This is a genomic window from Streptomyces azureus (genome assembly GCF_001270025.1).
Taxonomy (GTDB): domain Bacteria; phylum Actinomycetota; class Actinomycetes; order Streptomycetales; family Streptomycetaceae; genus Streptomyces; species Streptomyces azureus.
In genome coordinates this window covers 38,089-61,147 of the sequence record NZ_DF968309.1, presented here as the reverse complement: position 1 = coordinate 61,147, position 23,059 = coordinate 38,089, and the positions used below count along the sequence as shown (strand labels likewise).

Genomic DNA, 23,059 nt, shown 5'->3' with positions numbered 1-23,059 from the left:
ACCCCTCCTCGGCCAGCACACCGAAGAAATCCTCATCGGCGAACTCGGCCTCGCCCACGAAGAGCTGCGCCTGCTCAAGTCGAGCGGGGTGATCTGACGTGGTGATCCGGGCCCACGCGTCAAGGCTCCTGGGCGGTGGTTCATGAGGTGAATGTGCACGGGGTCGTCCGACGGTGCGCGTCGGTCGGCCCCAGGGACTCGCGCGCGCACGAAAGGCATGGGGCAGGGGGCGCTGGCCAGATCTTTCGACGCAAGGAGTGTTTGACCAGATGACAACCATCGACTACTCGACATCCGTCCCGTACAGGGAGGTGACGGACCAGAACGGCCGCGTGTACCGCATCGGAGAGTCCGATGTCGACATCATGGGCCGTAAACGCAAGTGGATGGTCATCCTGCCGTGGGTGGGCATGATGGGCATCAGCTCGGCCGAGTACGCGTTCGCGTCGGCCGAGGACACCCTGCACATCGCACACAGCTGGAACGACGGGCACATCTTCTGGATGCTCGGTGTCTGGGTGTTCTTCCAGGCGGCGGTGGCCTTCCCCGCCGGAAAGCTCAGGGAAAGCGGAAAACTGCCCGCCCGCTGGGCGATGATGCTCGGCGCACTCGGCACACTGCTCGGATACGTGTCCCTCGCATACGCGCCGCATGTGATCGTCGCGTACGTCGGGTTCGGCATGTTCAGCGGTATGGGTGCCGGCATGGTCTACGCGACCTGCGTGAACATGGTCGGCAAGTGGTATCCGGAGCGCAAGGGAGGCAAGACCGGATTCGTCAACGGCGGATTCGCCTACGGTTCCGTACCGTTCGTCTTCCTCTTCACCAGCTACATGGACCTGACGAACTTCCGCTGGGTACTCGTCTCGGTCGGTTTCTTCCTGGCCGCTACGGTGGCCGTGGCCGGCTACTTCTTCCGGGACCCGCCGAAGAACTGGTGGCCCGCCGAGATCGACCCACTGCGGCCGCCGAAGGACCCACGTGCCCGTCGCGCACTGGCGATGAACCCGCCCGCCGTGAAGCAGTACACCCCCGGGGAGGCCTGGCGGACCGGGCGGGTCGCGCTGATGTGGTTCTGCCTGCTGTGCACCTCGGGCGTGAACATCTTCGGCATCGCCTTCCAGGTCGAGATAGGCAAGGAGGCCGGCTTCGCGGGCGGAATCGTCGCAACGGCCATGTCGATGAAGGCCATCGTCAACGGCACCGGGCGGGGTGTGATCGGCTGGCTGTCAGACCGTTACGGACGCAAGCGCTGCCTGATCTTCGTCTGTATCATCCTCGGCCTTTCGCAGTACGCCATCCTGTGGTCCGCCGAAATGAAGAACCTCCCGCTGTTCCTGCTCTTCTCGAGCATCTCCGGGTTCGGCGGAGGCGCCATCTTCCCGATGTTCGCGGCGATGACGGCGGACTACTTCGGCGAGAACAACAACGCATCCAACTACGGGCTGGTTTACAGCTCCAAGCTGGTGTCCGGCCTGCTCGGAGCCGGTATGGGAAAGGTCGTGGTAGACAACTGGGGCCACAGCGGGGCATTCACCCTGGCCGGTTCGATCTCCCTCTTCGCAGCCTTCGTGGCCCTGTTCCTGCACCCCCCGGGACGGCCCAAAGCCAAGGGCATCAGCTCCAACCCGCAACCGCTCGGCGAGGAAACGGCGTGACATGACGGCAGATCCGTACGCAGCAAACAGCTCCTCAGCAAGCAGCTCCTCCCCACCCTCCGACGCCGCACATCGTCCCTACCGAGAAGTCACCGACGCAGGCGGCCGCGTCTACCGCATCGGCGAGAGCGACCGGGACATCCTCGGCCACTCGCGCAAGCTCATGGTGTACCTCCCGTGGCTCACCATGATGGCCATCAGCGTCTTCGAGTACGCGTACGGCTCGGCGGAGGACACCCTGTCCCACGCCCACGGCTGGACGCAGAGCAACACCTTCTGGATCCTCAGCGTCTGGGTCTTCTTCCAGGCCGGCATCGCCTTCCCGGCGGGCTGGCTGCGGGAGAAGGGCGTCCTGACCGCCCGCGGTGCCATGTACATCGGCTCGGGCATGTGTCTGGTCGGGTTCCTCGCCCTGTCGCACCTGAGCAACGTATGGCTGGCGATCCTCGGGTTCGGCGTCGTCGGGGGGGTCGGCGCCGGCCTGGTCTACGCGACCTGCATCAACATGGTCGGCAAATGGTTCCCCGAACGCCGGGGCGCCAGGACCGGATTCGTCAACGGGGGCTTCGCGTACGGATCACTGCCGTTCATCTTCATCTTCAACTACGGTTTCGACACGGCGAACTACCACCGTGTCCTGGACCTCATCGGCTGCTACGTCCTGATCGTGGTCGTGGGATGCGCGTTCTTCTTCAAGGACCCGCCGAAGAACTGGTGGCCCGCGGACATCGACCCGCTGACCTACGGCGACACCGGGAAGGGTGCCGACGCCCTCGCCAAGAACCCTCCGGCGGTGAAGCAGTACACACCCAAGGAGGCCATCAGGACCGGCATGCTTCCCCTCATGTGGATCGCCCTCGTCATGACGGCGGGCGTGTCCATCTTCGGGATCTCCTTCCAGGTCGACTACGCCAAGGAGGTCGGCTTCGGTCCGCTGGTGGCGGCCTCCTCGATGGGCGTCATGGCGGTCATCAACGGCATCGGCCGCGGGGTCGTGGGCTGGATGTCCGACAAGTGGGGCCGCAAGTCCACCCTGGTGATGGTCATCGTCGTCCTGGGCCTGGCCCAGTTCGGCGTGATCTGGGCCGGTGACGTCAAGAGCGAAGGGCTGTTCCTGTTCTTCGCGTTCCTCTCCGGCTTCGGCGGCGGCGCGTTCTATCCCCTGTTCGCGGCACTCACCCCGGACTACTTCGGGGAGAACTACAACGCCTCCAACTACGGGCTGGTGTACAGCGGCAAGCTGATCAGCGGCCTGTTCGGCGGCGGCCTCGGCTCCATGGTGGTCGCGGCCTGGGGTTACGACGGGGCGTACGCGCTGGCCGGCGTCACCTCGATGATCGCGGCGGCGATCGCCCTGCTGCTACGGCAGCCGGGACGGACGCGCGGCGGCGCATCAACACCGCAGCTGGTGGCCTGAGCAGCCCGGTTCGGCGCTCAGGCGGCCCTTCCCCGCGGCACTCGTCGTGGGGAAGGGCCGCCTGAGCCGTTGCCTGGTGGCTGGGAGTCGTTCGGTCGGGTGACGGCGTACCGGTTGCTCTCGCCGCGCGGCTACCGGTTGCTCTCGCCGCGCGGCTACTTCTCGCGCTCGCGGTACATCTTGCGCGTGTGTTCCGTGTGGGCACGCATGACCGCCGTGGCGCGCTCCTCGTCCCGGTCCGCGATCGCCGCGATCAGCTCGCGGTGCTCGATCCAGGACCGGTGGCCGCGCTGCCGGGCGACCGGGGTGTAGTACCAGCGCACTCTGCGGTCGACCTGCGCGGCCAGCCCGGCGAGGACCGTGTTGCCCGCGAGTTCCATCACCTTCGCGTGGAGCCGGGCGTTCATCGCGACCGCGCCGTCGACGTCGTCGGCGTCGACGGCCTTCTCGCCCTCGTCGCACAGCTTCTCGAGCGCGGCGACGGCGTCGGCACCCGCGTTGGCGGCGGCGAGGCGGGCGGCCTCGGCCTCCAACAGCGTGCGTACGGAGAGAAGTTGGTCCGCCTCCTCGTCCGTCGGCTCGTGCACGAAGGCACCTTGGGCGGGCCGCAGATCGACCCACCCTTCGGTGCTGAGGCGCTGCAGGGCCTCGCGCACAGGCTGCCGGGAGACACCGAGATGCCCGGCGAGCTCGCTCTCGACGAGATGCTGGCCCGGCTGAAGGGCGCGGGTGGTGATGAGTTCGAGCAGCGCCTCGTAGACACGGTCGCGCAACGGGCCGGGCCGTTCGAGCTTGGGCACCGCGCCCTGTGGCAGTCCCGTCGTCGGCAACATCGCGCTCCCTCCTGGGCAGCGTCGTCGCTGCAGCTGGCAGGCCAATTATGGATTGGTTTTCGCCTACAGTCTACGGCGCACAGGCACGCGCGGACCCAGGGCGTGGGCTCGCCTTGGACGGGCATACCAGCAGCTCACGGGCCGCGGACGACGACGAGTGCCGTCACGGCTCTTGCTGACTGTCGGTTCCATCCTGTAGACAATATTCAGTCGACAAAGTCGGCAGTTCCTCGGTCACCCTCAACCGAACGGAGCTCCCCATCATGAAAGTCGCAGTCCTCGGCGCCGGAGCCATCGGCGCCTACGTCGGCGCCGCGCTCCACCGCGCCGGCGCCGACGTCCACCTGATCGCCCGCGGACCCCACCTCACGGCCATGCGCCACCACGGCGTCCAAGTACTCAGCCCGCGCGGCGACTTCACCGCACACGCCCACGCCACCGACGACCCCACCGACATCGGGCCGGTCGACTACGTCTTCCTGGGCCTCAAAGCCAACTCGTACGCGGCGTGCGGGCCGCTCATCGAGCCTCTGCTGCACGACACCACCGCGGTCATCGCCGCCCAGAACGGCATCCCCTGGTGGTACTTCCACCAACACGGCGGCCCCCACGACGGCCACCCCATCGAAAGCGTGGACCCTGCGGGCGCGGTCAGTGCGGTACTCGCGCCCCAGCGTGCCATCGGGTGTGTGGTCTACGCGGCGACGGAGCTCGAAGGGCCGGGCGTGGTCCGGCACCTGGAAGGCACCCGGTTCTCCATCGGCGAGCCCGATCGAAGCATTTCGGCGCGCTGTCTCGCATTCAGCGAGGCCATGCAGGCCGGCGGCCTCAAATGCCCGGTCGAACCCGACCTGCGCAACGACATCTGGCTCAAGCTCCTGGGCAACATCTCCTTCAACCCCATCAGCGCCCTCGCCCGCGCCACCATGCGGCAGATGTGCCTGCACGGCGGCACCCGCAAGGTCATCGAAACCATGATGACCGAAACCCTCGCCGTCGCCGAGGCCCTGGGCTGTCAGGTCGGCGTCTCCATCGAACGCCGCCTCGCCGGCGCCGAACGCGTCGGCGACCACCGCACTTCCACCCTCCAGGACCTGGAACGCGGCAAGCCGCTGGAACTCGACGTCCTCCTCGCCGCCGTCATCGAACTCGCCGAGATCACCGGCGTCCAGGTGCCCACCCTGCGCACCGTCCACGCCCTCTCCGACCTCCTCGCCCACCAGGCCGCCGCATGAGCGTACGAGGACCCGACAGTGCCGGGTCCGGCGACCGCCGGATCCGGCCGAAGGCCGGTACCGAGGTTCCGCTGGCCCATGCGATCGGCCGGGAGATCATCCGGGCGGGCCTCGCCGACCACGCCTTCATCGAGCGCGCGACGACCGGTTTCGAGGAGTACCAACAGCTCGTCGAGCCCTGGACGCTGTCGCTCGCCGAGAAGGTGACGGGCATATCGGCCGTCGTCATCAGGGAGTTGGCGCACGGCCACGCACCCGGCGATCAGGGCCGGCCGCGGACGCCGTTCGTCGTGGAGCACCATCACGGCACCGACACCGGACGTGCCTTGTCCAACCTGGCCCTCCTCACCGGAACGACGACCGAGCGGGACCTGCGGGCGGCCTTCCGACTCGTCTCGTACGACCCACCCGTGGACCTGACGGACGAGTGGTACCCGATCCGCCTCACCACGGGGCGTCGGCTCGACTCGTACAAGACCGTTGTACAGAAAAGCGGTTCCGCGTCACCACTGCGGCGCGGCACGTGCATCGAGCTGAGCCCGGAGGACGCCGAGCGCTACGGCGTGGTGGTCGGTGAGGAGGTACGGGTCTCCACTCGGCGCGGTTCGGTGACGGCCCCGGTGTGGGTGGACCCGACGTTACGAGCCGGTCTGGCGTTCACGACCATGCGCCTGTCCGACGCGGCGGACCTGGGCGCGCCGCCGGTCACGGCCAGTTGTCCGATCCCGGGGACAGCGGAGTTCGAGGCCGCCGCGGTCCGCATCGAGAAGCTGCCGGTGGCAGCGGTACGGAGCTGAGGCCGGTCATGGGACGAGTCACGGCACGACGCAAGGTGATCCAGATCAGGGACGGGGTGGTCTCCAGCCGCCCGGACACACTCGTCGCCGAGGAACCACTGGAGATCAGGCTCAACGGCAAACCGCTCGCGATCACCATGCGCACTCCCGGCGACGACTTCCCCCTCGCCGCCGGGTTCCTGGTCAGCGAGGGCGTCCTGGCCCACGCGTCCGACCTGCAGAACATCGTCTACTGTGCGGGGGCGACGGCCGACGGGTCGAACACGTACAACGTGGTGGACGTGCGCACGACACCCGGCGTGGTCATCCCCGACATCACCCTCGAACGCAACGTCTACACCACCTCATCGTGCGGCCTGTGCGGCAAGGCGAGCCTCGACGCCGTCCGCACCACCACCCGCTGGCCCATCTCCGACGCACCCCCGGTCCGGGTCGAACCCGACCTGCTCGCGCGCCTCCCCGACCGGCTGCGCGCGGCTCAACGGGTCTTCGACCGGACCGGGGGCCTGCACGCCGCCGCCCTGTTCGCCGAGGAAGGCGACCTGCTCGACATACGAGAGGACGTCGGCCGCCACAACGCGGTCGACAAACTGGTCGGCCGCGCCCTGCAGAACGGCGACCTGCCCCTCTCGCGCACGATCCTGCTGGTCTCGGGCAGGGCCTCCTTCGAACTGGCGCAGAAGGCCGTGATGGCCGGCATCCCCATCCTGGCGGCAGTCTCGGCACCCTCCTCCCTGGCCGTCGACCTGGCCGCGGAAACCGGCCTGACCCTGATCGGCTTCCTGCGCGGCACCTCCATGAACGTGTACGCGGGCGAGCACCGTCTCACCCTGCGGGCTGCGGCCACCCAGGGCTGACAGCACTCCCCGCGACACGACGGCGGGGCCCCGACGGCGGGGAGCGCCCCCTGCGCCGTCGGGGTCCTGCCTCAGTCGTGTCCGTGCCCTGTCAGCACTTCTCGCGCAATGAGTGCAGATGCGCGCTCGAACGGCGCGCGAACGTGAAGGACTCGGCCGGGTTGTCGTGCTCGGCCTGCCAGTGGTGGGCCATGCGGTGGCCGCGCAGCCGGGTCACGGCCGAGATGAACCGCTGGTAGTCGATGTCGCCGTCGCCGACGTCGGTCATGCGGTAGCCGTACGGGTTCGACGGGTCGCTCTCGCCGTCCTTGACGTGGAAGAGCGGGTAGCGGTCGGGCTGCCTCAGGACGTAGTTCAGCGGTTCGAACGGCGCGGGCGTGCCGTCGGGCCGCTTGGAGAAGCGGAACTGGCCGACGTACGCCCAGTAGATGTCCATCTCCAGGTGGACGAGGTCCGGGTCGGTCTCCTTGAGCAGGACGTCGTAGAGGCGGACCTTGGGATTGTCGGTGGCGAAGGAGAACTCCTCGGAGTGGTTGTGCTGGTAGAACTTCATGCCCCGGGCCTTCGCCGCGGCGCCGTAGGTGTTGAAGTCCTCGGCGGCGCGCTTCCAGGCGTCGACGGTCGAGCCGTAGCGGAACGGGCCGGCGGCCGTGCCGATGTGCTTGAGGCCGAGGGCCTGGGCGTCGTCGAGGACCTTGGTGAGGTTCTGGGCGAAGGTGTAGGCGTTCGGGTCGCTGGAGTAGTAGCCGACGTGGCTGCCGATCGGGTTCAGGCCGTGGTTGCGGGCCAGCCGCTTGAGCTGGGCGAGCGTGATGGGGCCGGCCGAGCCCTGGGTGTAGCCGGCGAACTCGACCTCGTCGTAGCCGTACTTCTCCAGTTCGGCGAAGACGGGGCCGAAGCCGAGGGTGGAGACCTTGTCGCGGAGGCTGTAGAGCTGGATGCCGAGGCGGCCGGGCGGCAGGACGAGGCGGCCGCGGCCCCTGGCACCGGAAGCCGTGCCGGTGGTCGCCGCGGTCGCGTTGCCGGTGGCGGCGGTCGCGGGAGCGGCGGCACCGAGCAGGGCGGCGGCGGTGGCGCCTGCGGCCACGCCGAGCATGCCTCGTCTGCTGAGGCGGTGGGTGAGCTCGGGGTCGGGCTGGGAGAAGCGGCTCATGCGTGGAACTCCTCGTGATCGCGGGGCGTTGTCAGTGGTGAGTGCTTCACTTGTGACCAGTCGGGACTGAGGGTCCGTCCTCAGGCGAGACCGGCGAGTCGGAGCAGCAGTGACTTCACATCGGTGGCCGCGACGCGGTCACCGACAGCGCGGGGGGTGGAGCAGATGAGGAGCGGACCGTCGTCGTCGCTCGCCGGAAGGCGGCCGTGGCTGCCGCGAATAGGTGAGGGGTCCAGGGGCACGACCGCCATGCGGTAGCGCATGCCGAGTTTCTTGCGCGCCAGTGCGGTGGCCGCCTTGACCTTGACGTAGGGGTCGAGGGGATCCATGAAGAGCTCGACCGGGTCGTAGCCGGGTTTGCGGTGGATCTCGACGAGCTGCGCGAAGTCGGGCGCGCGGGCGTCGTCGAGCCAGTAGTAGTACGTGAACCAGGCGTCCGGTTCCGCCACGGCGACGAGTTCGCCTGCGCGCGGATGGTCGAGGTGGTGGGCCTTCTTGCCCTCGTCGTCGAGGAGTTGCTCGATGCCGGGCAGGCCGTCGAGGGCGGCCCGGGTGGCGTCGAGGTCCTCGGGGCGGCGCACATAGACGTGGGCGATCTGGTGGTCGGCGACCGCGAAGGCACGGGACGCCATGGGGTCGAGGTACTCCATGCCGTCCTGGGTGTGCACCTCCAGCAGGCCGGCGCGGCGCAGGGCGCGGTTGATGTCGACGGGCCGGTTCACGCGGGTGATGCCGTACTCGGACAGCGCGACGACCGTGCGGCCCTCGGCGCGGGCGTCGTCCAGGAGCGGTGCCATGGCGGCGTCCAGGTCGGCGGCCGCCTTCAGGGAGCGCGGGTCGTCGGGGCCGAATCGCTGGAGGTCGTAGTCGAGGTGAGGGAGGTAGCAGAGCGTCAGGTCCGGATGCCGGGTGCGGATGATGTGGCGGGTCGCGTCGATGATCCACCGGCTGGAGACGAGGTCCGCTCCGGGGCCCCAGAAGTGGAAGAGGGGGAACGTGCCGAGTTTTTCCGTGAGTTCGTCGTGCAGTGCGACCGGCCGGGTGTAGCAGTCGGGTTCCTTGCGGCCGTCGGCGTAGTAGACCGGACGGGGGGTGACGGTGATGTCGGTGTCGGCGCCCATGGCGTACCACCAGCAGATGTTCGCGACGGTGTAGCCGGGGTGGGCGCGGCGGGCGGCGTCCCAGAGTTTGTCACCGGCCACGAGGCCGTTGTGCTGGCGCCACAGCAGGACGTCGCCGAGTTCGCGGAAGTACCAGCCGTTGCCGACGATGCCGTGCTCCGAGGGCATGGTGCCGGTGAGGAACGTGGACTGGGCGGCGCAGGTGACGGCGGGCAGCACGGTGCCCAGCGGGGCGTGCGAGCCGGACCGGCCGAGCGCCTTGAGGTGGGGCATGTGGTCGAGGAGACGGGGGGTGAGGCCGACGACGTCGAGGACGAGGAGGGGGGTCGGTCCTGGCCGGGCCGGGTGTGCGCCCGGGGCGGACGGCTGGGTGCTCATGGCAGCTCCTTCAGTCCGAGGTCCGTCAACAGGTCGCGGGCGAGGGTGAGCTCAGCGGCGATGCCGTCGGCGAGCTGGCTGCGGCCGCGGGGGCGCAGCTCGGGCGGGAGGGCCTGCCAGGTGTAGGTCTCGACCTCCAGGTGGCGGGTGAGCGGGACCGGGCCGCCGACGAGCCGGGTCAGTGCGGTCTTCAGCACCGGGAGTGTGGAGGTGAGGGGTGCGGCGGGGGCCGCGTGCAGGGGGACGTGGAAGTGGGCGCGCCAGGGCGCGCCGTCGGGCAGGGCGTGGCCCGCGAGGGCCTCGTCGAGGTCGTCGGTGGCGCGCAGGCCCGCGGCGGTGGCCGTACGGGTCTGGTGCAGGAAGCGGGGTTCGGCGAAGGCGGCGAGAGCCTCGCGGACCTCGGGCAGATGGGGGTGTTCGGCGTGCAGGGCGGCGGAGAGCTGGGATTTGACGACGGGGACGCGAGCCGCGGTGAGGGCGTCCAGGGCGGTGTGCGGGTCTTCGAAGGAGGTGGCGAGGTGGCAGGTGTCGACACAGATGCCGATGCGGTCGTGGGCGATGGTGGTGAGCGGGGCGATGGCGTCGCGGGTGGTCTCGACGACGCAGCCGGGTTCCGGTTCCAGCCCGACGCGGAGGGAGCGGCCGGTCAGCTCCTCGATGGCGTCGAGGCGTTCGGCGAGGGTGAGCAGGGCGGTGCGGGCGGCCTGTGCGCGCTCGTCGTCGTACGCGGTGCGCCAGGCGAGGGGCAGGGTGGAGATGGTGCCCTCGCCGACGTCGTCGGGGAGGAGGCCGGCGAGGACGCGGGCCAGGGCGGTGGTGTGGTCGAGGCGTTCCGGGTCGGCCCAGTCCGGCTTGTAGACGCGGTACTTGACCTCCTCGGCGCCGAAGCCCTCGTACGGGAAGCCGTTGAGGGTGACGACCTCCAGACCACGCCGGTCGAGCTCGGTGCGCAGGCCGCGCAGTGCGGACGGGTCGGTGTCGAGGGTGTGGGCGGCGTCCCTGGCGAGCCACAGCCCGATGCCGAGCCGGTCGCGGCCCAGGCGGCGGCGGACGGGTTCGCAGTGGTCACGGAGTTGCGCGAGGACGCCGTCGAGGGTTTCGGCGGGATGGACGTTGGTGCAGTAGGCGAGGTGGACGGTGGAGCCGTCGGGGTGGCGGAAGCGCATGGGTCACGCCTCCGCGGCGGGGACGCGGGCCGGCTCGTCGCCGTCTCCGGGGCCGGGGTCCGGCTCGTGCGGGTCCTTCGGGACGCCGCGGAGGATGGAGTTGCCCTCGTGGGTGGCCTCCGTGCCGGTGACGCCGAGGTTCAGGCGGCCGCTGAGCCCGTAGAAGGCGACGGGGTTGCGCCACAGCACCTGGTCGACGTCGTCCTCGCCGAAGCCCTCGGCCAGCATCAGGTCGCCGACCTTGCGGGTCTTCAGGGGGTCGCTCTTCCCCCAGTCGGCGGCGGAGTTGACCAGGACCTGCTCGGTGCCGTAGGCGCGCAGGATCGCGATCATCCGCTCCTCGTCCATCTTGGTGTCCGGATAGACGGAGAAGCCCAGCCAGCAGCCGCTGTCCTTGGCCTCCTTGACGGTGGTCTCGTTGAGGTGGTCGACCAGGACGCGTTCCGGGGGCAGTGCGGATTCCCGGACGGCGTCGAGGGTGCGGCGCAGACCGGCGAGCTTGTCGCGGTGCGGGGTGTGCACGAGGGCGGGCAGGCCGTGGTCGGCGGCGAGCTGGAGCTGGGCGGCGAGGGCGGTGTCCTCGGCGGGCGTCATGGAGTCGTAGCCGATCTCGCCGACGGCCACGACGTTGTCCTTGACGAGATACCGGGGCAGTGCGTCGAGGACGGGCACACAGCGCGGGTCGTTGGCCTCCTTGGGGTTGAGCGCCAGCGTGCAGTGGTGGGCGATGCCGTACTGCGCGGCGCGGAACGGTTCCCAGCCGAGGAGGGAGTCGAAGTAGTCGAGGAAGGAGGCGGGCGAGGTGCGGGGCTGGCCGAGCCAGAAGGAGGGCTCGACGACGGCGCGGACACCGGCGGCGTACATGGCCTCGTAGTCGTCCGTGGTCCGGGACGTCATGTGGATGTGGGGGTCGAAGATGCGCATCAGGACTCCTTGCCGTGGGGGTGGTCCGTGCCGGGGGCCGGGCCGGCGGACTCGGTCAGGTCCAGGACGCGGTACAGGTCCTCGGGGACGGTGCGGCCGGCGGCGGTGCGTTCGGCGGCGTAGTCGCCCAGCATGCGGGCGAGTTCGCCGTCGCCGCGGGCCCGCCGGGGCAGGTCCGCCACTCGGTCGACGGGGACGCCGGTGAACAGGCACTTCAGTACGGCGTGGCGCCAGTCGTGGGGGGCCAGGTGACGGGCGGCGTACGGGCCGACGGCGGCGGTGAGGAGCCGGGTGTCGTTGGTGCGCAGGGCGTCCTCGACGAGCGGGAGGGCGCCGGGCCCGGACACGAGATGCGGCAGGGCGTGCAGGACGGCGCGGCGCTCGCCGGCGGTGCCCTGGAAGTACACCCGCGTCAGGGCGTCGGTCCCGGCACGGGCCGCGTCGAGGATGAGGACGCGTGCGGCGTCGGCGTACGCGGCACCGCAGCGCCGGCCTGCCTCGGCGAGGCGCAGTTCCCACGCGGAGATGGGCCCGTGGAGGCCGGGGTGGGCGGCGGCCTCGTCGAGGGCGTGCTCGAGCCAGGCGCGGGCGGCGGGGTCGAGGTGGGTGGTGAGGTGGCGGCGGAGGTCGGCCGGCGAGGAGGCCAGGGCTGTGTCGAGGGTTGGTTGGGTGCTGTGGGTGTCCGTGGTGGGCAGGAGGTTGGCGTCCTCGGGAGCTTGGGCGTCTGGTGCGGCGGCGGACTCGGGGCCCTGGGCGTCCCGCGCGGCGGTGTCCCCGTGTGCTGGGGCGTCGTCCTGGGGGCCGCCGGTTCTCGCCGCCGGTGTGGTGCGCGGGTGGGTCATGGGGTGCTGCTCCCTTCAGGGGTGGTGGAGGGAGCGCCGTGGGGTGGCGCGGCCTGCTGGTGGGCCGGAGCAGGGTGCGGCGAGACGGTGGCCGCGGTCTGCTCGGCGTGCCGGAGGAACGGGAGGGAGCGTCCGGCGTAGTGGGGGCCGGCGTGGGAGTGGCGGGGCAGTTCGACGACGGTCAGGCCCTGGTAGCCGGCGGCGGCGAGGGCCGCCAGGACCGGTGGGAAGTCGATCTCCCCGTCACCGAAGGGGAGGTGCTCGTGGACACCGCGTCGCATGTCCTCGATCTGGACGTGACGCAGCCAGGGTGCGGCGGCACGCACGCAGTCGGCGGGAGGGAGGGGTTCGAGGCACTGGCAGTGGCCGATGTCGAGGGTGAGGCCGAGAGGTTCGGGGTCGCCGAGGGTGCGGCGAAGGTGATGGAAGTCGGCCAGGGTGGCGAGGAGGTGACCCGGTTCGGGCTCGACGGCGAGTGGAACGCCGGCGGACGCGGCGGCGTCCAGGACGGGCATGAGGGTCTCGGCGAGGCGCTTCCACGCGGTGTCCGTGTCGGTGCCGTCCGGGACGATCCCGCTGAAGCAGTGGACCGCGTGGGCGCCGAGGTCGGCCGCGACCCGTACGGCCCGGAGGAGGAGGCCGACCCGGCGGGCCCGGTCACCGGGGTCCGGGTCCAGCAGGGACGGGCCGTGTTTGCGGCGCGGGTCGAGCACATAGCGGGCGCCCGTCTCCACCGTGACACCCAGTCCGAGCGCGTCCAGCCGGTGCGCGACCCGGCGGGTGAGGGCGGCGAGGTCCGGGGCGAGCGGGTCGAGGTGCATGTGGTCGAGGGTCAGTCCGACGCCGTCGTATCCGAGGTCGGCGAGAAGGGAGAGCGCGTCGCCGAGCCGGAGGTCGGCGAGACCGTTGGTGCCGTAGCCGAAGCGGAGGGCAGCGGGGGCCGGCTCAGCCGGCGTGGCTCGGCTGCCGGAGGCTCGGGCATCGGAGCTCATGTGACGCTCACCTTCTTCCCGAACCTCGCTCCGAGTGGGGCGAGGGCCGCGATGAGGAGGGCGGTGGCCGTGCCCCGGGAGCGGGCGGTCAGGGTGGCCTGGAGCGGGATCGTGGCGCGGATGCCGGCGCCGACAGCTCGTTGGGTGAGGGGAGGTGAGGGATTGAGGGCGGCGTGGAAGTAGGGGCGGGCGGTGGTTGCGGCATAGGCGGCCGCGAGCGCGGTGGTGAGGTGTGCCGTGGGCTGTCGACCCGGCTCAGGCGGTCGGGGCCGGGCGGATCGCGGGCCCGGCAGGGCCTGGGCGGCTGTTTCCCGGCGGCTTTCCGGAAGGCTCGCGAGGCGGTGGGTCACCAGGCGGGTCAGCAGGGCCGTCGTCGCAAGTGCCGCCACAGGAGCCAGGGGTGAGCCGCCCCGGGCCTCCTGGCGGGAGACCGTCGTGACGGCCAGGGTGTGGGTGCCGAGGAGGGCGGCGGAGGGCACTGCCTGGCGGATACGGCCGGTGGTGGCTGCGGCTCCCAGGACCAGGTCCAGTCCCCGGGCCGCGCCCATGGCCACGGGCCCGGCCGGTGTGTGCTTCAGGGTGAGGTCGTACGCCCAGACGGTCGCCGCCAGGGGTGCGGCGACGGCCAGGGCCGGGCGGCCGGCGCGGGCGGCCAGGGCCAGTCCGGCTCCGGTGAGGACACAGGCCGCCGTGAGCGCGGCGGCGGGGCGGATGCGGCCGGAGGGCAGGGGGCGGTGCGGGCGTTCCACGGCGTCCACCTCGCGGTCCGCCCAGTCGTTGAGGGCCATGCCGGCCTCGTACAGGCAGAGGGAGGAGCCGATGGCGAGCAGGGTGCGGGCGTTGGGCCGTGCGCCGGCCGCGGCCGTGCCGGCGAGGGCGTCGCCGGGCACGCTGAACAGGGCCGGAAGACGGAGGAGTTCGGCCCAGACGCGTCCCCGTGCCGGGCGGCCGGCGCAGCCGCGTGGCGGGGTGGGTGCCGTACCGCCGACGTCCCCCTCATGGGAGGCGTCGCCCGTACTGCCCGAGCCTCCACAAGGACGCTTCCGCCGCCTCACCGGAGGCCCCCCATCCCCTTGGCCTGCTCCGCCGAACCGAGCTCTCGGCCCTCTCCGGGGTCCTGCCGGAGACCCGCGCCCTCTCCCGGCTCCGCCCCCCGAAGGCTCCGGGCGAAGCCGGTCAGTGCCTCGTACTGCTCGGCCAGGCCCGAGGGCGCGTCCCCCACCGGGTCCTTGAAGTAGAAGGCGAGGGCGTCGAGCGGGCCGGACAGGCCCGTCTCGTGGGCACGGGCGGTCAGCCGGGCGAGGTCGAGGACGAGGGGTGCGGCCAGGGCGGAGTCACAGCCCTGCCAGGTGGTCTGGAGGATCATGCGGGTGCCGAGGAAGCCGTCGAAGGCGATGTGGTCCCAGGCGGTCTTCCAGTCGCCGAGGGCGGGGACGTCGTCGATGTGGGTCTCGCCCTGGGGAGTGGCGCCGAGGGTGTCGGTGAGGACCCGTTCCTTGCCGGCGTTCTTGGCGGCCGCGGCGGCCGGGTCGGCCAGGGCGGCGCCGTCGCCGCCGCCCAGCAGGTTCGTGCCGGACCAGGCGCGGACGGACAGGGCCCGCTGGGCGAACATGGGGCCGAGCACCGAGCGCAGGAGGGTCTGGCCGGTCTTGCCGTCGCGGCCGGCGTACGGCAGGCCGCTCCGTTCGGCCTCGCGGGCGGCGACGGGGTGGTGCATGCCCTCGGAGGGGGTGAAGTTGACGTAGGGGCAGCCTGCGCGCAGGGCCGCCAGCGCGTAGAGGGTGCTGGCCGGCGGCGGGGCGTCGGGCCCCTGGCAGGCGGGTTCGGTGGAGGCGACGTTCACCACCACGGCCCGCTCCAGTTCATGGCGGTGTACGAAGTCGCGTATGTCGTCGGCGAAGGCCGTGATCAGCTCGGCCTCGCTCCTGGTGTCCCCCGGAGTGGGGCCGCCGGGTCTGATCTCCCGGTCGGCGGCGGCGAGTTCGGCGGCGACGGGACTGGCGGTGCCCGGCGGGAGGACGCCACCGGCGGTCAGGGTCTCGGCGCGTTTGGGCAGGGGGCAGTCGACGGTGTCGTGGCCGCCGAAGACGAGGTCGGACAGCGCGGGCAGACCGCTGCCGGTGAACGCCGGTGTCTCGGTCACCATGCCGGTGGGCGGGTGCAGTCCCGCGGTGACGGCGGCGCACCCCGTGACGACGGTGGTGGCGACGGAGCCGCGGGCTCCGATCAGCCACACCCCCACACGCGGTCGGGAGAGGGACGCGGACATGTGCAGCCTCCTGGTCGTGCGCGAACCCGGGGGGGAGGGAGGGACGGGAGGGACGGGAGACGGCGGGCGGGGGTCCGGCGTCCCCCGCCCGCCGCCGTTCAGTCGCCCTTGACGGGCAGTTCCTTCAACTGGATGTTGCGGAAGGAGACCTGGTCGCCGGCGCCATGGTTCTGGAGGCCGATGTAGCCGTCGGTCAGACTCCGCTCGGGGTCCTTGTTGGTGAAGTCGTTGATCTTGACTCCGTTGAGGAACACCTGGAGACGTTCGCCCTGGACCTTGATCTCGTAGGAGTTCCACTGGCCGGGCGGCCGCAGAACCTGGTCACGGGCCTTGATGTTCGCCGACTTGAACGAGTAGACGGAGCCCGTGGTGCGGTCGGCCGCGTCCGTGGCGTCGATCTGGATCTCGTAGCCCTTGTTCACCGCGGACCAGGGGTCGTCGGAGGCGGGGAAGCCCACGAAGATCCCGGAGTTGTCGTCGCCCCGCATCTTCCAGTCGAGCTTGAGGGAGTACGACTTCAGCTCCTTGGCCTGGTACCAGAGCAGGCCCATGCCGCCCTCGGACTCCAGGGTGCCGTCCTTGACGTTGAACTTGCCGGGGCCGGCCTGCTTCCAGCCGTCCATGGTCTGGCCGTTGAAGATCTTCCGGTAGTCCTTGCTGGGCTTGCAGTCCGCCTTCACCTGGCCGGTGGCGTACTTCAGGCCGCCGAGCAGATGGGCGCGGAATGCCTCGTCGGCGTAGGACTCCTTGGTGTGGCCGCCGCCGGTGTAGAAGGACCGGCCGCCGCCATAGCTCTGGCACCAGGCGATCGGGTGATCGCCCTTCATGGTGCCGCCCTGGTACGTCGTCTCGTCCAGAGTGGCGAGGACCTTGGCCTGCTCACGCGGGTTGGTGCGGTAGTTGTACCACTCGTCGGTGCGCTCCCAGGCGTCGTCCAGGTGCGCGGTGGACGGGTGGTCGTGGTCCTCGACGCGGACGGTGGCCTTCTGGATGGCCGGGTGCGAGTCGAAGTAGGCGCCGACCAGGCCGCCGTAGAACTCCCAGTCGTACTCGGTGTCGGCAGCGGCGTGAATGCCCATGTAACCGCCGCCGCCCGCCACGTAGTTCTCGAACGCCTTCTGCTGCTCGGCGTTGAGCACGTCACCGGTGGTGGACAGGAAGGCGACCGCGTCGTACTTGGCGAGGTTGGCCGTGGTGAACTGCTTCGCCTCCTCGGTCGCGTCGACCGTGATGCCGGCCGGGCCGCCGAGCTCCTTCAGCGCGGTGATGCCGGCCGGGATGGAGTCGTGGCGGAAGCCGGCGGTCTTGGAGAAGACCAGGACCTTCTTGCCGCCCTTGAACGGCTCCTTGGAGAACTCGAAGTCGTCCACGTCGTACAGCGCGCCCTCGCCGCCCTTGAAGACCAGGTAGATCTCCGTGGTGCGCTTGGGCAGCGACCGCAGCGGCACGTCGACGTTCTGGAACGTCTCCCAGCCGCCGGTCGGCGGGATGTACGCCGATCCGTGCAGCGGGCCGTCGGGCGAGCCGGTGCGCAGCTCGATGAAGCCGCCGGCGCCGCCGGAGGAGGCCCGCACGGTCATCTTCCTCTGCCCGTCGAACCGGTAGGGACTGAAGGAGATCCAGTCGCCGTCGTTGATGTCGCCGACGGTCTTGCCGCCGTTGGCGCCGGCCTTGTCGACGATCGACACGCCCGACTGGGTGGTGAAGTGCTCGCCCTGGCGGTGCAGCGGCTGGAGCACGGTGCGGGCGGTGCCGGTCAGGGCCTCCTGCCCGTTCGCCCCGCCGTCGGTGTAGCCGGCGCCGACGACGCCGTAGATGTCGGCGTTGGGGTCGTGGCCGCCGTCGCCGGGAGGCGGCTCCAGGGTGCCCTCGCAGCCCATCTCGCTGGTCAGCTCGTGGGCGTGGGAGTCGTGGCCGAGGCTGTAGACGACCTTCACCTTGGAGCAGTCGATCGTCTCCTCGGGGTCGGTGACGGTCACCTTGAACGGGACGGGCTTGCCGAATTCGGCCAGGGTGCCGTTGCCGGGGACGTCGATCCTCACCTTGGGCTCGGTGTTGCCGACCACGATCCGGACGCTGGCGTTGCCGGTGTTGCCCTCGGGGTCCTTCGCGGTGAAGGTGGCGCTGTAGGTGCCGACCTTCTTGTACTGGTGGGTGGGGTTGAGGCCCTCGCCCTTGGTGCCGTCGCCGAAGTCCCAGCTGTAGGTGAGGTCCGGGGAGTCTGCGTCCTTGGCGGAGCCGGTGAACTTGACCTTCAGGCCGGCCGCTCCGGACGTCTTGTCGGCGCTCACCTCGGCGATCGGCGAGAAGCCGCCCTCGGCGTTCTCGATCCGGTACAGCGCGGAGTTCTCGTCGCCCTGGAACCAGGAGACGCCGTAGTCGAGGACGTAGAGCGCGCCGTCGGGGCCGAACTCCATGTCCATGACCTGGGTGCCGGTCCACGGGAAGTCGTTGATCTTCGCGACGGACCCGTCGTCGTTCTGCTCGATCCGCTTGATCCAGCGGCGGCCGAACTCACCCGCGAAGAAGTCGCCGTCGTACGCCTCGGGGAACTTCACGCTGGAGTCGAGTCCGGGGTCGTAACGGTAGACCGGGCCGGCCATCGGGGACTCGGAGCCGTCACCGAACTCGGGCAGGGAGCCGCCGTCGTACGGGATCCAGGCGGCCTGCGCGGGCGGCAGGTCGACCAGGCCCGTGTTGTACGGCGAGGTGTTCTTGGGGGCGTTGCAGTCGAACTTCTCGCCGGACTCCTTGGTGGCGAAGTCGTAGTCGACGTAGGCGTCGTTGTCGCCGGTGCAGAAGGGCCAGCCGAAGTTGGCCGCCTTGGTCACCTTGGCGAACTCGACCTGTCCTGCCGGGCCGCGCTTCGGGTCGGCGGCGCCCGCGTCGGGGCCGTAGTCGCCGACGTACACGATGCCGGTCTTGTCGTCGACGCTCATCCGGAACGGATTGCGGAAGCCCATGGCGTAGATCTCGGGACGGGTCTTCTCGGTGCCCGGGGCGAAGAGGTTGCCCGCCGGAATGGTGTACGAGCCGTCCTCGGCGACCTTGATGCGGAGGATCTTGCCGCGCAGGTCGTTGGTGTTGGCGGAGCTGCGGCGGGCGTCGAAGGCGGGGTTGCGGCCCTCGCGGTCGTCGATCGGCGTGTAGCCGTCGGAGGCGAAAGGGTTGGTGTCGTCACCGGTCGACAGGTAGAGGTTGCCGTCCGCGTCGAAGTCGATGTCGCCGCCGACGTGGCAGCAGGTGCCGCGGGAGGCCGCGACGTCGAGGACCTTCTTCTCGCTGGCCATGTCCAGCGTGCCGTTGGCCTTGAGGACGAAGCGGGAGAGGCGGTTGACGCCGTCGAACTTCTTGAAGTCCTCGGCGGTGCCGGTCTCCGGGGCGTCGCCCGCGGGCGTGTCGAGCGGTGGGGCGTAGTAGAGGTAGATCGCCCGGTTGTTCTTGAAGTCCGGGTCGATGCCGACGCCCTGGAGGCCTTCCTCGTCGTGGCTGTAGACGGGGATCCTGCCGGCGATCCGGGTGACGCCGCCCTGGTCGGTGAGGCGCAGCGTGCCGTCGCGCGAGGTGTGCAGGACGCTGCGGTCCGGGAGCACGGCGAGCGACATCGGCTCGCCCGTCTCGGGCTCGCCCTTGGCGAGCGGCACCTGCTGGAACTGGCCCTCTGCGGCAGCCGGTTCGTCCTGCTCCGCTTGGCCGGGGTGGGCCACGGCGACGGTGGCCGGGGTGCCCACGGCCAGGAGCAGGCCGGTGAACAGAGCGACGGCGGTGTGAAGCCTGGGACGCCTGGGAGTGCGGGTGCTTCTTGGTCTCGTTCTGTGCACGAAGTCCCTCCGGGAACGGGGTGGGCCGTACGGAATGGGTGCGAAGACGTGCGGTGCGGGCGCCGGGGTGCGCCGTCACCCCGGAGGTGTGTGTGTCCTGAACACTTCAAGGAAGGTAACCGCGCCCGCCCGGGGCGAACACCCCTTGGGTCAGGGCCGGTTGGACTTTCTCCCATCACAGGACAAAGCAGGATCCGGGCAGGTCGGAGGGGGAGCCGGCGGTGATACCGGGTCCCGTCCCCGACCAGCGCCGAGTGCGTGGTTCAGCTGTTGAACGCGGCGTCGAAGGACGCGCTGGGCGGCTCGAAGTCGAAGGCTTTGAGGCGGGTCAGCGCCTCGGGCGCCCCCTGGAGCCGGTCCATGCCGGCGTCCTCCCACTCGACCGAGACCGGGCCCTGGTAGTCGATGGAGCGCAGCATCCGGAAGACGTCCTCCCAGGGGACGTCGCCGTGCCCGGCGGAGACGAAGTCCCAGCCGCGCCGGGGGTCGCCCCAGGGCAGGTGGGAGCCGAGCCGGCCGTTGCGTCCGTCGAGGCGTTTGCGGGCCTCCTTGCAGTCGACGTGGTAGATCCGGTCGCGGAAGTCCCAGAGGAAGCCGACCGGGTCGAGGTCCTGCCACACGAAGTGGCTCGGGTCGAAGTTGAGGCCGAAGGCGGGGCGCCGGTCGACGGCCTCCAGGGCACGTACCGTGGTCCAGTAGTCGTAGGCGATCTCGCTGGGGTGGACCTCGTGCGCGAACCGCACGCCCTCCGCGTCGAAGACGTCCAGGATCGGGTTCCAGCGGTCGGCGAAGTCCTGGTAGCCGCGTTCGATCATGGCGTCGGTGGCGGGCGGGAACATGGCGACCAGGTGCCAGATGGCGGAGCCGGTGAAACCGATGACGGTGTCGACGCCGAAGGCGGCCGCGGCGCGCGCGGTGTCCTTGATTCGGTCCGCTGCCCGCTGCCGGACCCCTTCCGGGTCCCCGTCGCCCCACACCTCTTCCGGCACGATCGCCTGGTGGCGTTCGTCGATGACGGCGTCGCAGACGGCCTGTCCGACCAGGTGGTTGGAGATGGCCCAGCACTTGAGGCCGTACTTGTCGAGGAGCGCCCGGCGGCCGTCGAGATACCCGGGGTCGGAGAGCGCCTTGTCGACTTCGAAGTGGTCGCCCCAGCAGGCGAGTTCCAGCCCGTCGTAGCCGAAGTCGCGGGCGAGCCGGCAGACCTCTTCCAGCGGCAGGTCGGCCCACTGGCCGGTGAACAGCGTGAACGTGCGCGCCATGCGCGTCAGCCTCCTCAGACCGCGATCGGCGTGTAGACGGAGTTCTTCTCGGCGCTCTCCTCCACGGCCGCGAGCACGCGCTGCACCTGGAGCCCGTCGGTGAAGGAGGGTTCGGGGCGGCGGCCCTCGGCGATGTCGTGGACGAGGTCGCGGGCCTGGTGGACGAAGGTGTGCTCGTAGCCGAGGCCGTGGCCCGGCGGCCACCAGGCCTCCAGGTAGGGGTGGTCGGGTTCGGTGACGAGGATGCGGCGGAAGCCCGCCTCCGCCCCGGGTTCGGTGCCGTCGTGGAAGGACAGCTCGTTGAGCCGCTCCAGGTCGAAGGCGAGCGACCCGCGCTCCCCGTTGAGTTCGATGCGCAGGGCGTTCTTGCGGCCGGTGGCGTAGCGGGTGGCCTCGAAGGAGGCGAGGGCGCCGGAGGGGAAGCGGGCCGTGAACAGGGCGGCGTCGTCCACGGTGACCTCTCCCGTGCCGGCGGACGAGACGGCGGACAGGCCGCGGGTGGCGCCGGTGGGCAGGGGCCGCTGCCGTACGAAGGTCTCCGTCAGCGCGGAGACGCCTGCCAGCGGCTCCCCCACGAGGTACTGCGCGAGGTCGATGATGTGCGCGCCCAGGTCGCCGAGCGAGCCCGAGCCGGCCTGCTCCTTGCGCAGCCGCCAGGTCAGCGGGAACTCCGGGTCGACCAGCCAGTCCTGCAAGTACGTGACGCGCACGTGCCGGAGCCTGCCCAGGCGGCCCTCGGCGACCATCCGGCGGGCCTGGGCGGTGGCCGGCACCCGGCGGTAGTTGAAGCCGACCATCGCCACCTGCCCCCGTGCGTACGCCTCCTCGGCCGCCCGTGCCATCGAGGTGGCCTCCTCGACGGTGTTGGCCAGCGGCTTCTCGCACAGGACGTGCTTGCCCGCGGCCAGGGCGGCCAGCGCGATCTCGGCGTGGCTGTCGCCGGGGGTGCAGATGTCGACGAGGTCGATGTCGTCGCGCTCGACGAGGGCGCGCCAGTCGGTCTCGGTGGAGGCCCAGCCGTGACGGTCGGCCGCCGCCCTCACGGCGGCGGCGTCCCGGCCGCAGATCACGGCCTGCACGGGGTTCAGCGGCAGGTCGAAGACACGGCCCGCGGTGCGCCAGCCCTGGGAGTGGGCGGCGCCCATGAAGGCGTAGCCCACCATCCCGACGCGCAGGGGTGGCTTGCCTGCCTCGGTCCCATCTGACTGCTGCTGCGGCTGTCCCATACGGGTGTCCTCCTCGTCCTGGTCGGGGTGGCGCACGTGGGGGGTGCGGGCGGAACCGGTCACCGGAAGCCGGTGGGCATGTACTGGTCGACGTTGGTCTTGTCGACGACGGCCGAGTAGAGCGTGATGGACGCCGGGATCTCGAACTCGGCCATGCCGCCGATGCCCTTGCCCTGGCCGAGGGCGCGGGCGAGGTCGATCGCGGAGGCGGCCATGGTCGGCGGGTAGAGGACGGTCGCCTTGAGCACGCCGTCGTCCTGCTCGATGGCCTGGAAGGCGGACAGGGCGCCGGCGCCGCCGACCATCAGGAAGTCGTCGCGCCCCGCCTGCTCGATGGCGCGCAGCGCGCCCACGCCCTGGTCGTCGTCGTGGTTCCACAGCGCGTCGAACTTCGACTGTGCCTGGAGCAGTTGAGCCATCTTGGCCTGCCCGGACTCGACCGTGAACTCGGCGGCCTGACGGGCGACCTTCCTGATGTTGGGGTAGTTCTTCAGGGCGTCGTCGAAGCCCTGGGTGCGCTGCTTGGTCAGCTCCAGGTTGTCCAGGCCGGCCAGTTCGATGACGCGGGCGTTCGACTTCCCCTTGAGCTTCTCGCCGATGTAGTGGCCGGCGTTGAGGCCCATGCCGTAGTTGTCGCCGCCGATCCAGCAGCGGTAGGCCTGCGGGGAGTTGAAGATGCGGTCGAGGTTGACGACCGGGATACCCGCGCGCATCGCCTTCAGCCCGACCTGGGTGAGGGCCTTGCCGTCGGCGGGCAGCACCACCAGGACGTCGACCTTCTTGTTGATGAGTGTCTCGATCTGGCCGATCTGCTGGGCGGTGTCGTTGGAGCCCTCGGTGATCTCCAGGGTGACGTCGGAGTACTTCTCGGCCCGCTTCTCGGCGTTGTCGTTGATGGCGTTGAGCCAGCCGTGGTCGGCCTGGGGTCCGGCGAAGCCGATGGTGACCTGCTTGCCGGGCTTGTCGTCGGCGGCGGGCTGGTCGTTCGCGGCCGGCTCGTCCTTGGAGTCGGAGGGCTCGTTGCTCGTGCACCCCGTGAGGAGGGCACCGGCGGAGACGGCGGCGGCTCCGAAGAGCAGTCCTCTGCGGCTCGTGGTCTCGGTCATGG

At 70.6% G+C, this 23,059-nt stretch carries 17 protein-coding genes and 1 pseudogene; 5 read left to right on the top strand and 13 right to left on the bottom strand.

Annotated elements, in window-relative coordinates; all coding sequences use genetic code 11:
* The first annotated feature begins 269 nt into the window (after positions 1-269).
* Entirely contained in the window at positions 270-1,658 is a 1,389-nt protein-coding gene (locus tag AOQ53_RS21925; RefSeq protein ID WP_059419753.1) for an OFA family MFS transporter, read from the top strand.
* A gap of 1 nt (position 1,659) precedes the next feature.
* Positions 1,660-3,075 (top strand): OFA family MFS transporter, encoded by a 1,416-nt coding sequence (locus tag AOQ53_RS21920; protein WP_059419752.1) that lies wholly within the window; start codon positions 1,660-1,662, stop codon positions 3,073-3,075.
* Between the two features lie 155 nt (positions 3,076-3,230).
* Here AOQ53_RS21920 and AOQ53_RS21915 read toward each other — a convergent pair whose 3' ends face one another.
* Complete coding sequence (locus AOQ53_RS21915; RefSeq protein WP_174523327.1) at positions 3,231-3,908, bottom strand: GntR family transcriptional regulator; 678 nt, start codon at positions 3,906-3,908, stop codon at positions 3,231-3,233.
* A 263-nt stretch (positions 3,909-4,171) separates the two neighbouring features.
* Here AOQ53_RS21915 and AOQ53_RS21910 point away from each other — a divergent pair, with 263 nt between their 5' ends.
* The 3 genes and pseudogenes from AOQ53_RS21910 (at position 4,172) to fdhD (ending at position 6,797) form a co-directional block, all read left to right on the top strand.
* Entirely contained in the window at positions 4,172-5,143 is a 972-nt protein-coding gene (locus AOQ53_RS21910) for a 2-dehydropantoate 2-reductase (RefSeq protein ID WP_059419750.1), read from the top strand.
* Between the two features lie 377 nt (positions 5,144-5,520).
* Positions 5,521-5,940 (top strand): annotated as a pseudogene (locus tag AOQ53_RS48125) (molybdopterin dinucleotide binding domain-containing protein); the annotation flags it as partial.
* An 8-nt stretch (positions 5,941-5,948) separates the two neighbouring features.
* A complete protein-coding gene (gene fdhD / locus AOQ53_RS21900) occupies positions 5,949-6,797 on the top strand; it encodes a formate dehydrogenase accessory sulfurtransferase FdhD (RefSeq protein WP_059419746.1) in 849 nt (282 codons plus the stop codon).
* Positions 6,798-6,888: 91 nt separating this feature from the next.
* Here fdhD and AOQ53_RS21895 read toward each other — a convergent pair whose 3' ends face one another.
* From AOQ53_RS21895 to AOQ53_RS21840, 12 genes are all read right to left on the bottom strand, one after another.
* Positions 6,889-7,950: a sugar phosphate isomerase/epimerase family protein gene (locus tag AOQ53_RS21895; protein ID WP_059419744.1), complete on the bottom strand. Its 1,062-nt coding sequence runs from the start codon at positions 7,948-7,950 to the stop codon at positions 6,889-6,891.
* Between the two features lie 80 nt (positions 7,951-8,030).
* Complete coding sequence (locus AOQ53_RS21890) at positions 8,031-9,449, bottom strand: nucleotide pyrophosphatase/phosphodiesterase family protein (RefSeq protein WP_059419742.1); 1,419 nt, start codon at positions 9,447-9,449, stop codon at positions 8,031-8,033.
* Positions 9,446-10,615: a metabolite traffic protein EboE gene (gene eboE / locus AOQ53_RS21885; protein WP_059419740.1), complete on the bottom strand. Its 1,170-nt coding sequence runs from the start codon at positions 10,613-10,615 to the stop codon at positions 9,446-9,448. Before eboE ends, AOQ53_RS21890 begins: the two co-directional genes overlap by 4 nt.
* Before the next feature lie 3 nt (positions 10,616-10,618).
* On the bottom strand, positions 10,619-11,539 hold the full coding sequence (locus AOQ53_RS21880) for a TatD family hydrolase (protein WP_059419738.1): 921 nt from the start codon (positions 11,537-11,539) through the stop codon (positions 10,619-10,621).
* Positions 11,539-12,381: an EboA domain-containing protein gene (locus AOQ53_RS21875; protein WP_099054660.1), complete on the bottom strand. Its 843-nt coding sequence runs from the start codon at positions 12,379-12,381 to the stop codon at positions 11,539-11,541. Before AOQ53_RS21875 ends, AOQ53_RS21880 begins: the two co-directional genes overlap by 1 nt.
* Positions 12,378-13,373 (bottom strand): sugar phosphate isomerase/epimerase family protein, encoded by a 996-nt coding sequence (locus tag AOQ53_RS21870; RefSeq protein ID WP_059419737.1) that lies wholly within the window; start codon positions 13,371-13,373, stop codon positions 12,378-12,380. The genes AOQ53_RS21875 and AOQ53_RS21870 overlap by 4 nt, the downstream gene beginning before the upstream one ends.
* Positions 13,370-14,428: an SCO3242 family prenyltransferase gene (locus AOQ53_RS21865; RefSeq protein WP_059419736.1), complete on the bottom strand. Its 1,059-nt coding sequence runs from the start codon at positions 14,426-14,428 to the stop codon at positions 13,370-13,372. The genes AOQ53_RS21870 and AOQ53_RS21865 overlap by 4 nt, the downstream gene beginning before the upstream one ends.
* Positions 14,425-15,642: an inositol-3-phosphate synthase gene (locus tag AOQ53_RS21860; RefSeq protein ID WP_059419734.1), complete on the bottom strand. Its 1,218-nt coding sequence runs from the start codon at positions 15,640-15,642 to the stop codon at positions 14,425-14,427. Before AOQ53_RS21860 ends, AOQ53_RS21865 begins: the two co-directional genes overlap by 4 nt.
* A gap of 98 nt (positions 15,643-15,740) precedes the next feature.
* Positions 15,741-19,463, bottom strand: coding sequence for a ThuA domain-containing protein (locus AOQ53_RS21855; RefSeq protein ID WP_059419733.1), 3,723 nt, complete (start codon positions 19,461-19,463; stop codon positions 15,741-15,743).
* A gap of 263 nt (positions 19,464-19,726) precedes the next feature.
* The gene (locus AOQ53_RS21850; protein ID WP_059419732.1) at positions 19,727-20,725 is read right to left on the bottom strand and encodes a sugar phosphate isomerase/epimerase family protein; all 999 of its coding nucleotides are present in this window, start codon (positions 20,723-20,725) and stop codon (positions 19,727-19,729) included.
* Positions 20,726-20,739: 14 nt separating this feature from the next.
* Positions 20,740-21,951: a Gfo/Idh/MocA family protein gene (locus AOQ53_RS21845; protein WP_059419758.1), complete on the bottom strand. Its 1,212-nt coding sequence runs from the start codon at positions 21,949-21,951 to the stop codon at positions 20,740-20,742.
* Positions 21,952-22,010: 59 nt separating this feature from the next.
* Entirely contained in the window at positions 22,011-23,057 is a 1,047-nt protein-coding gene (locus AOQ53_RS21840; RefSeq protein ID WP_059419730.1) for a substrate-binding domain-containing protein, read from the bottom strand.
* Between the last annotated feature and the right edge of the window lie 2 nt (positions 23,058-23,059).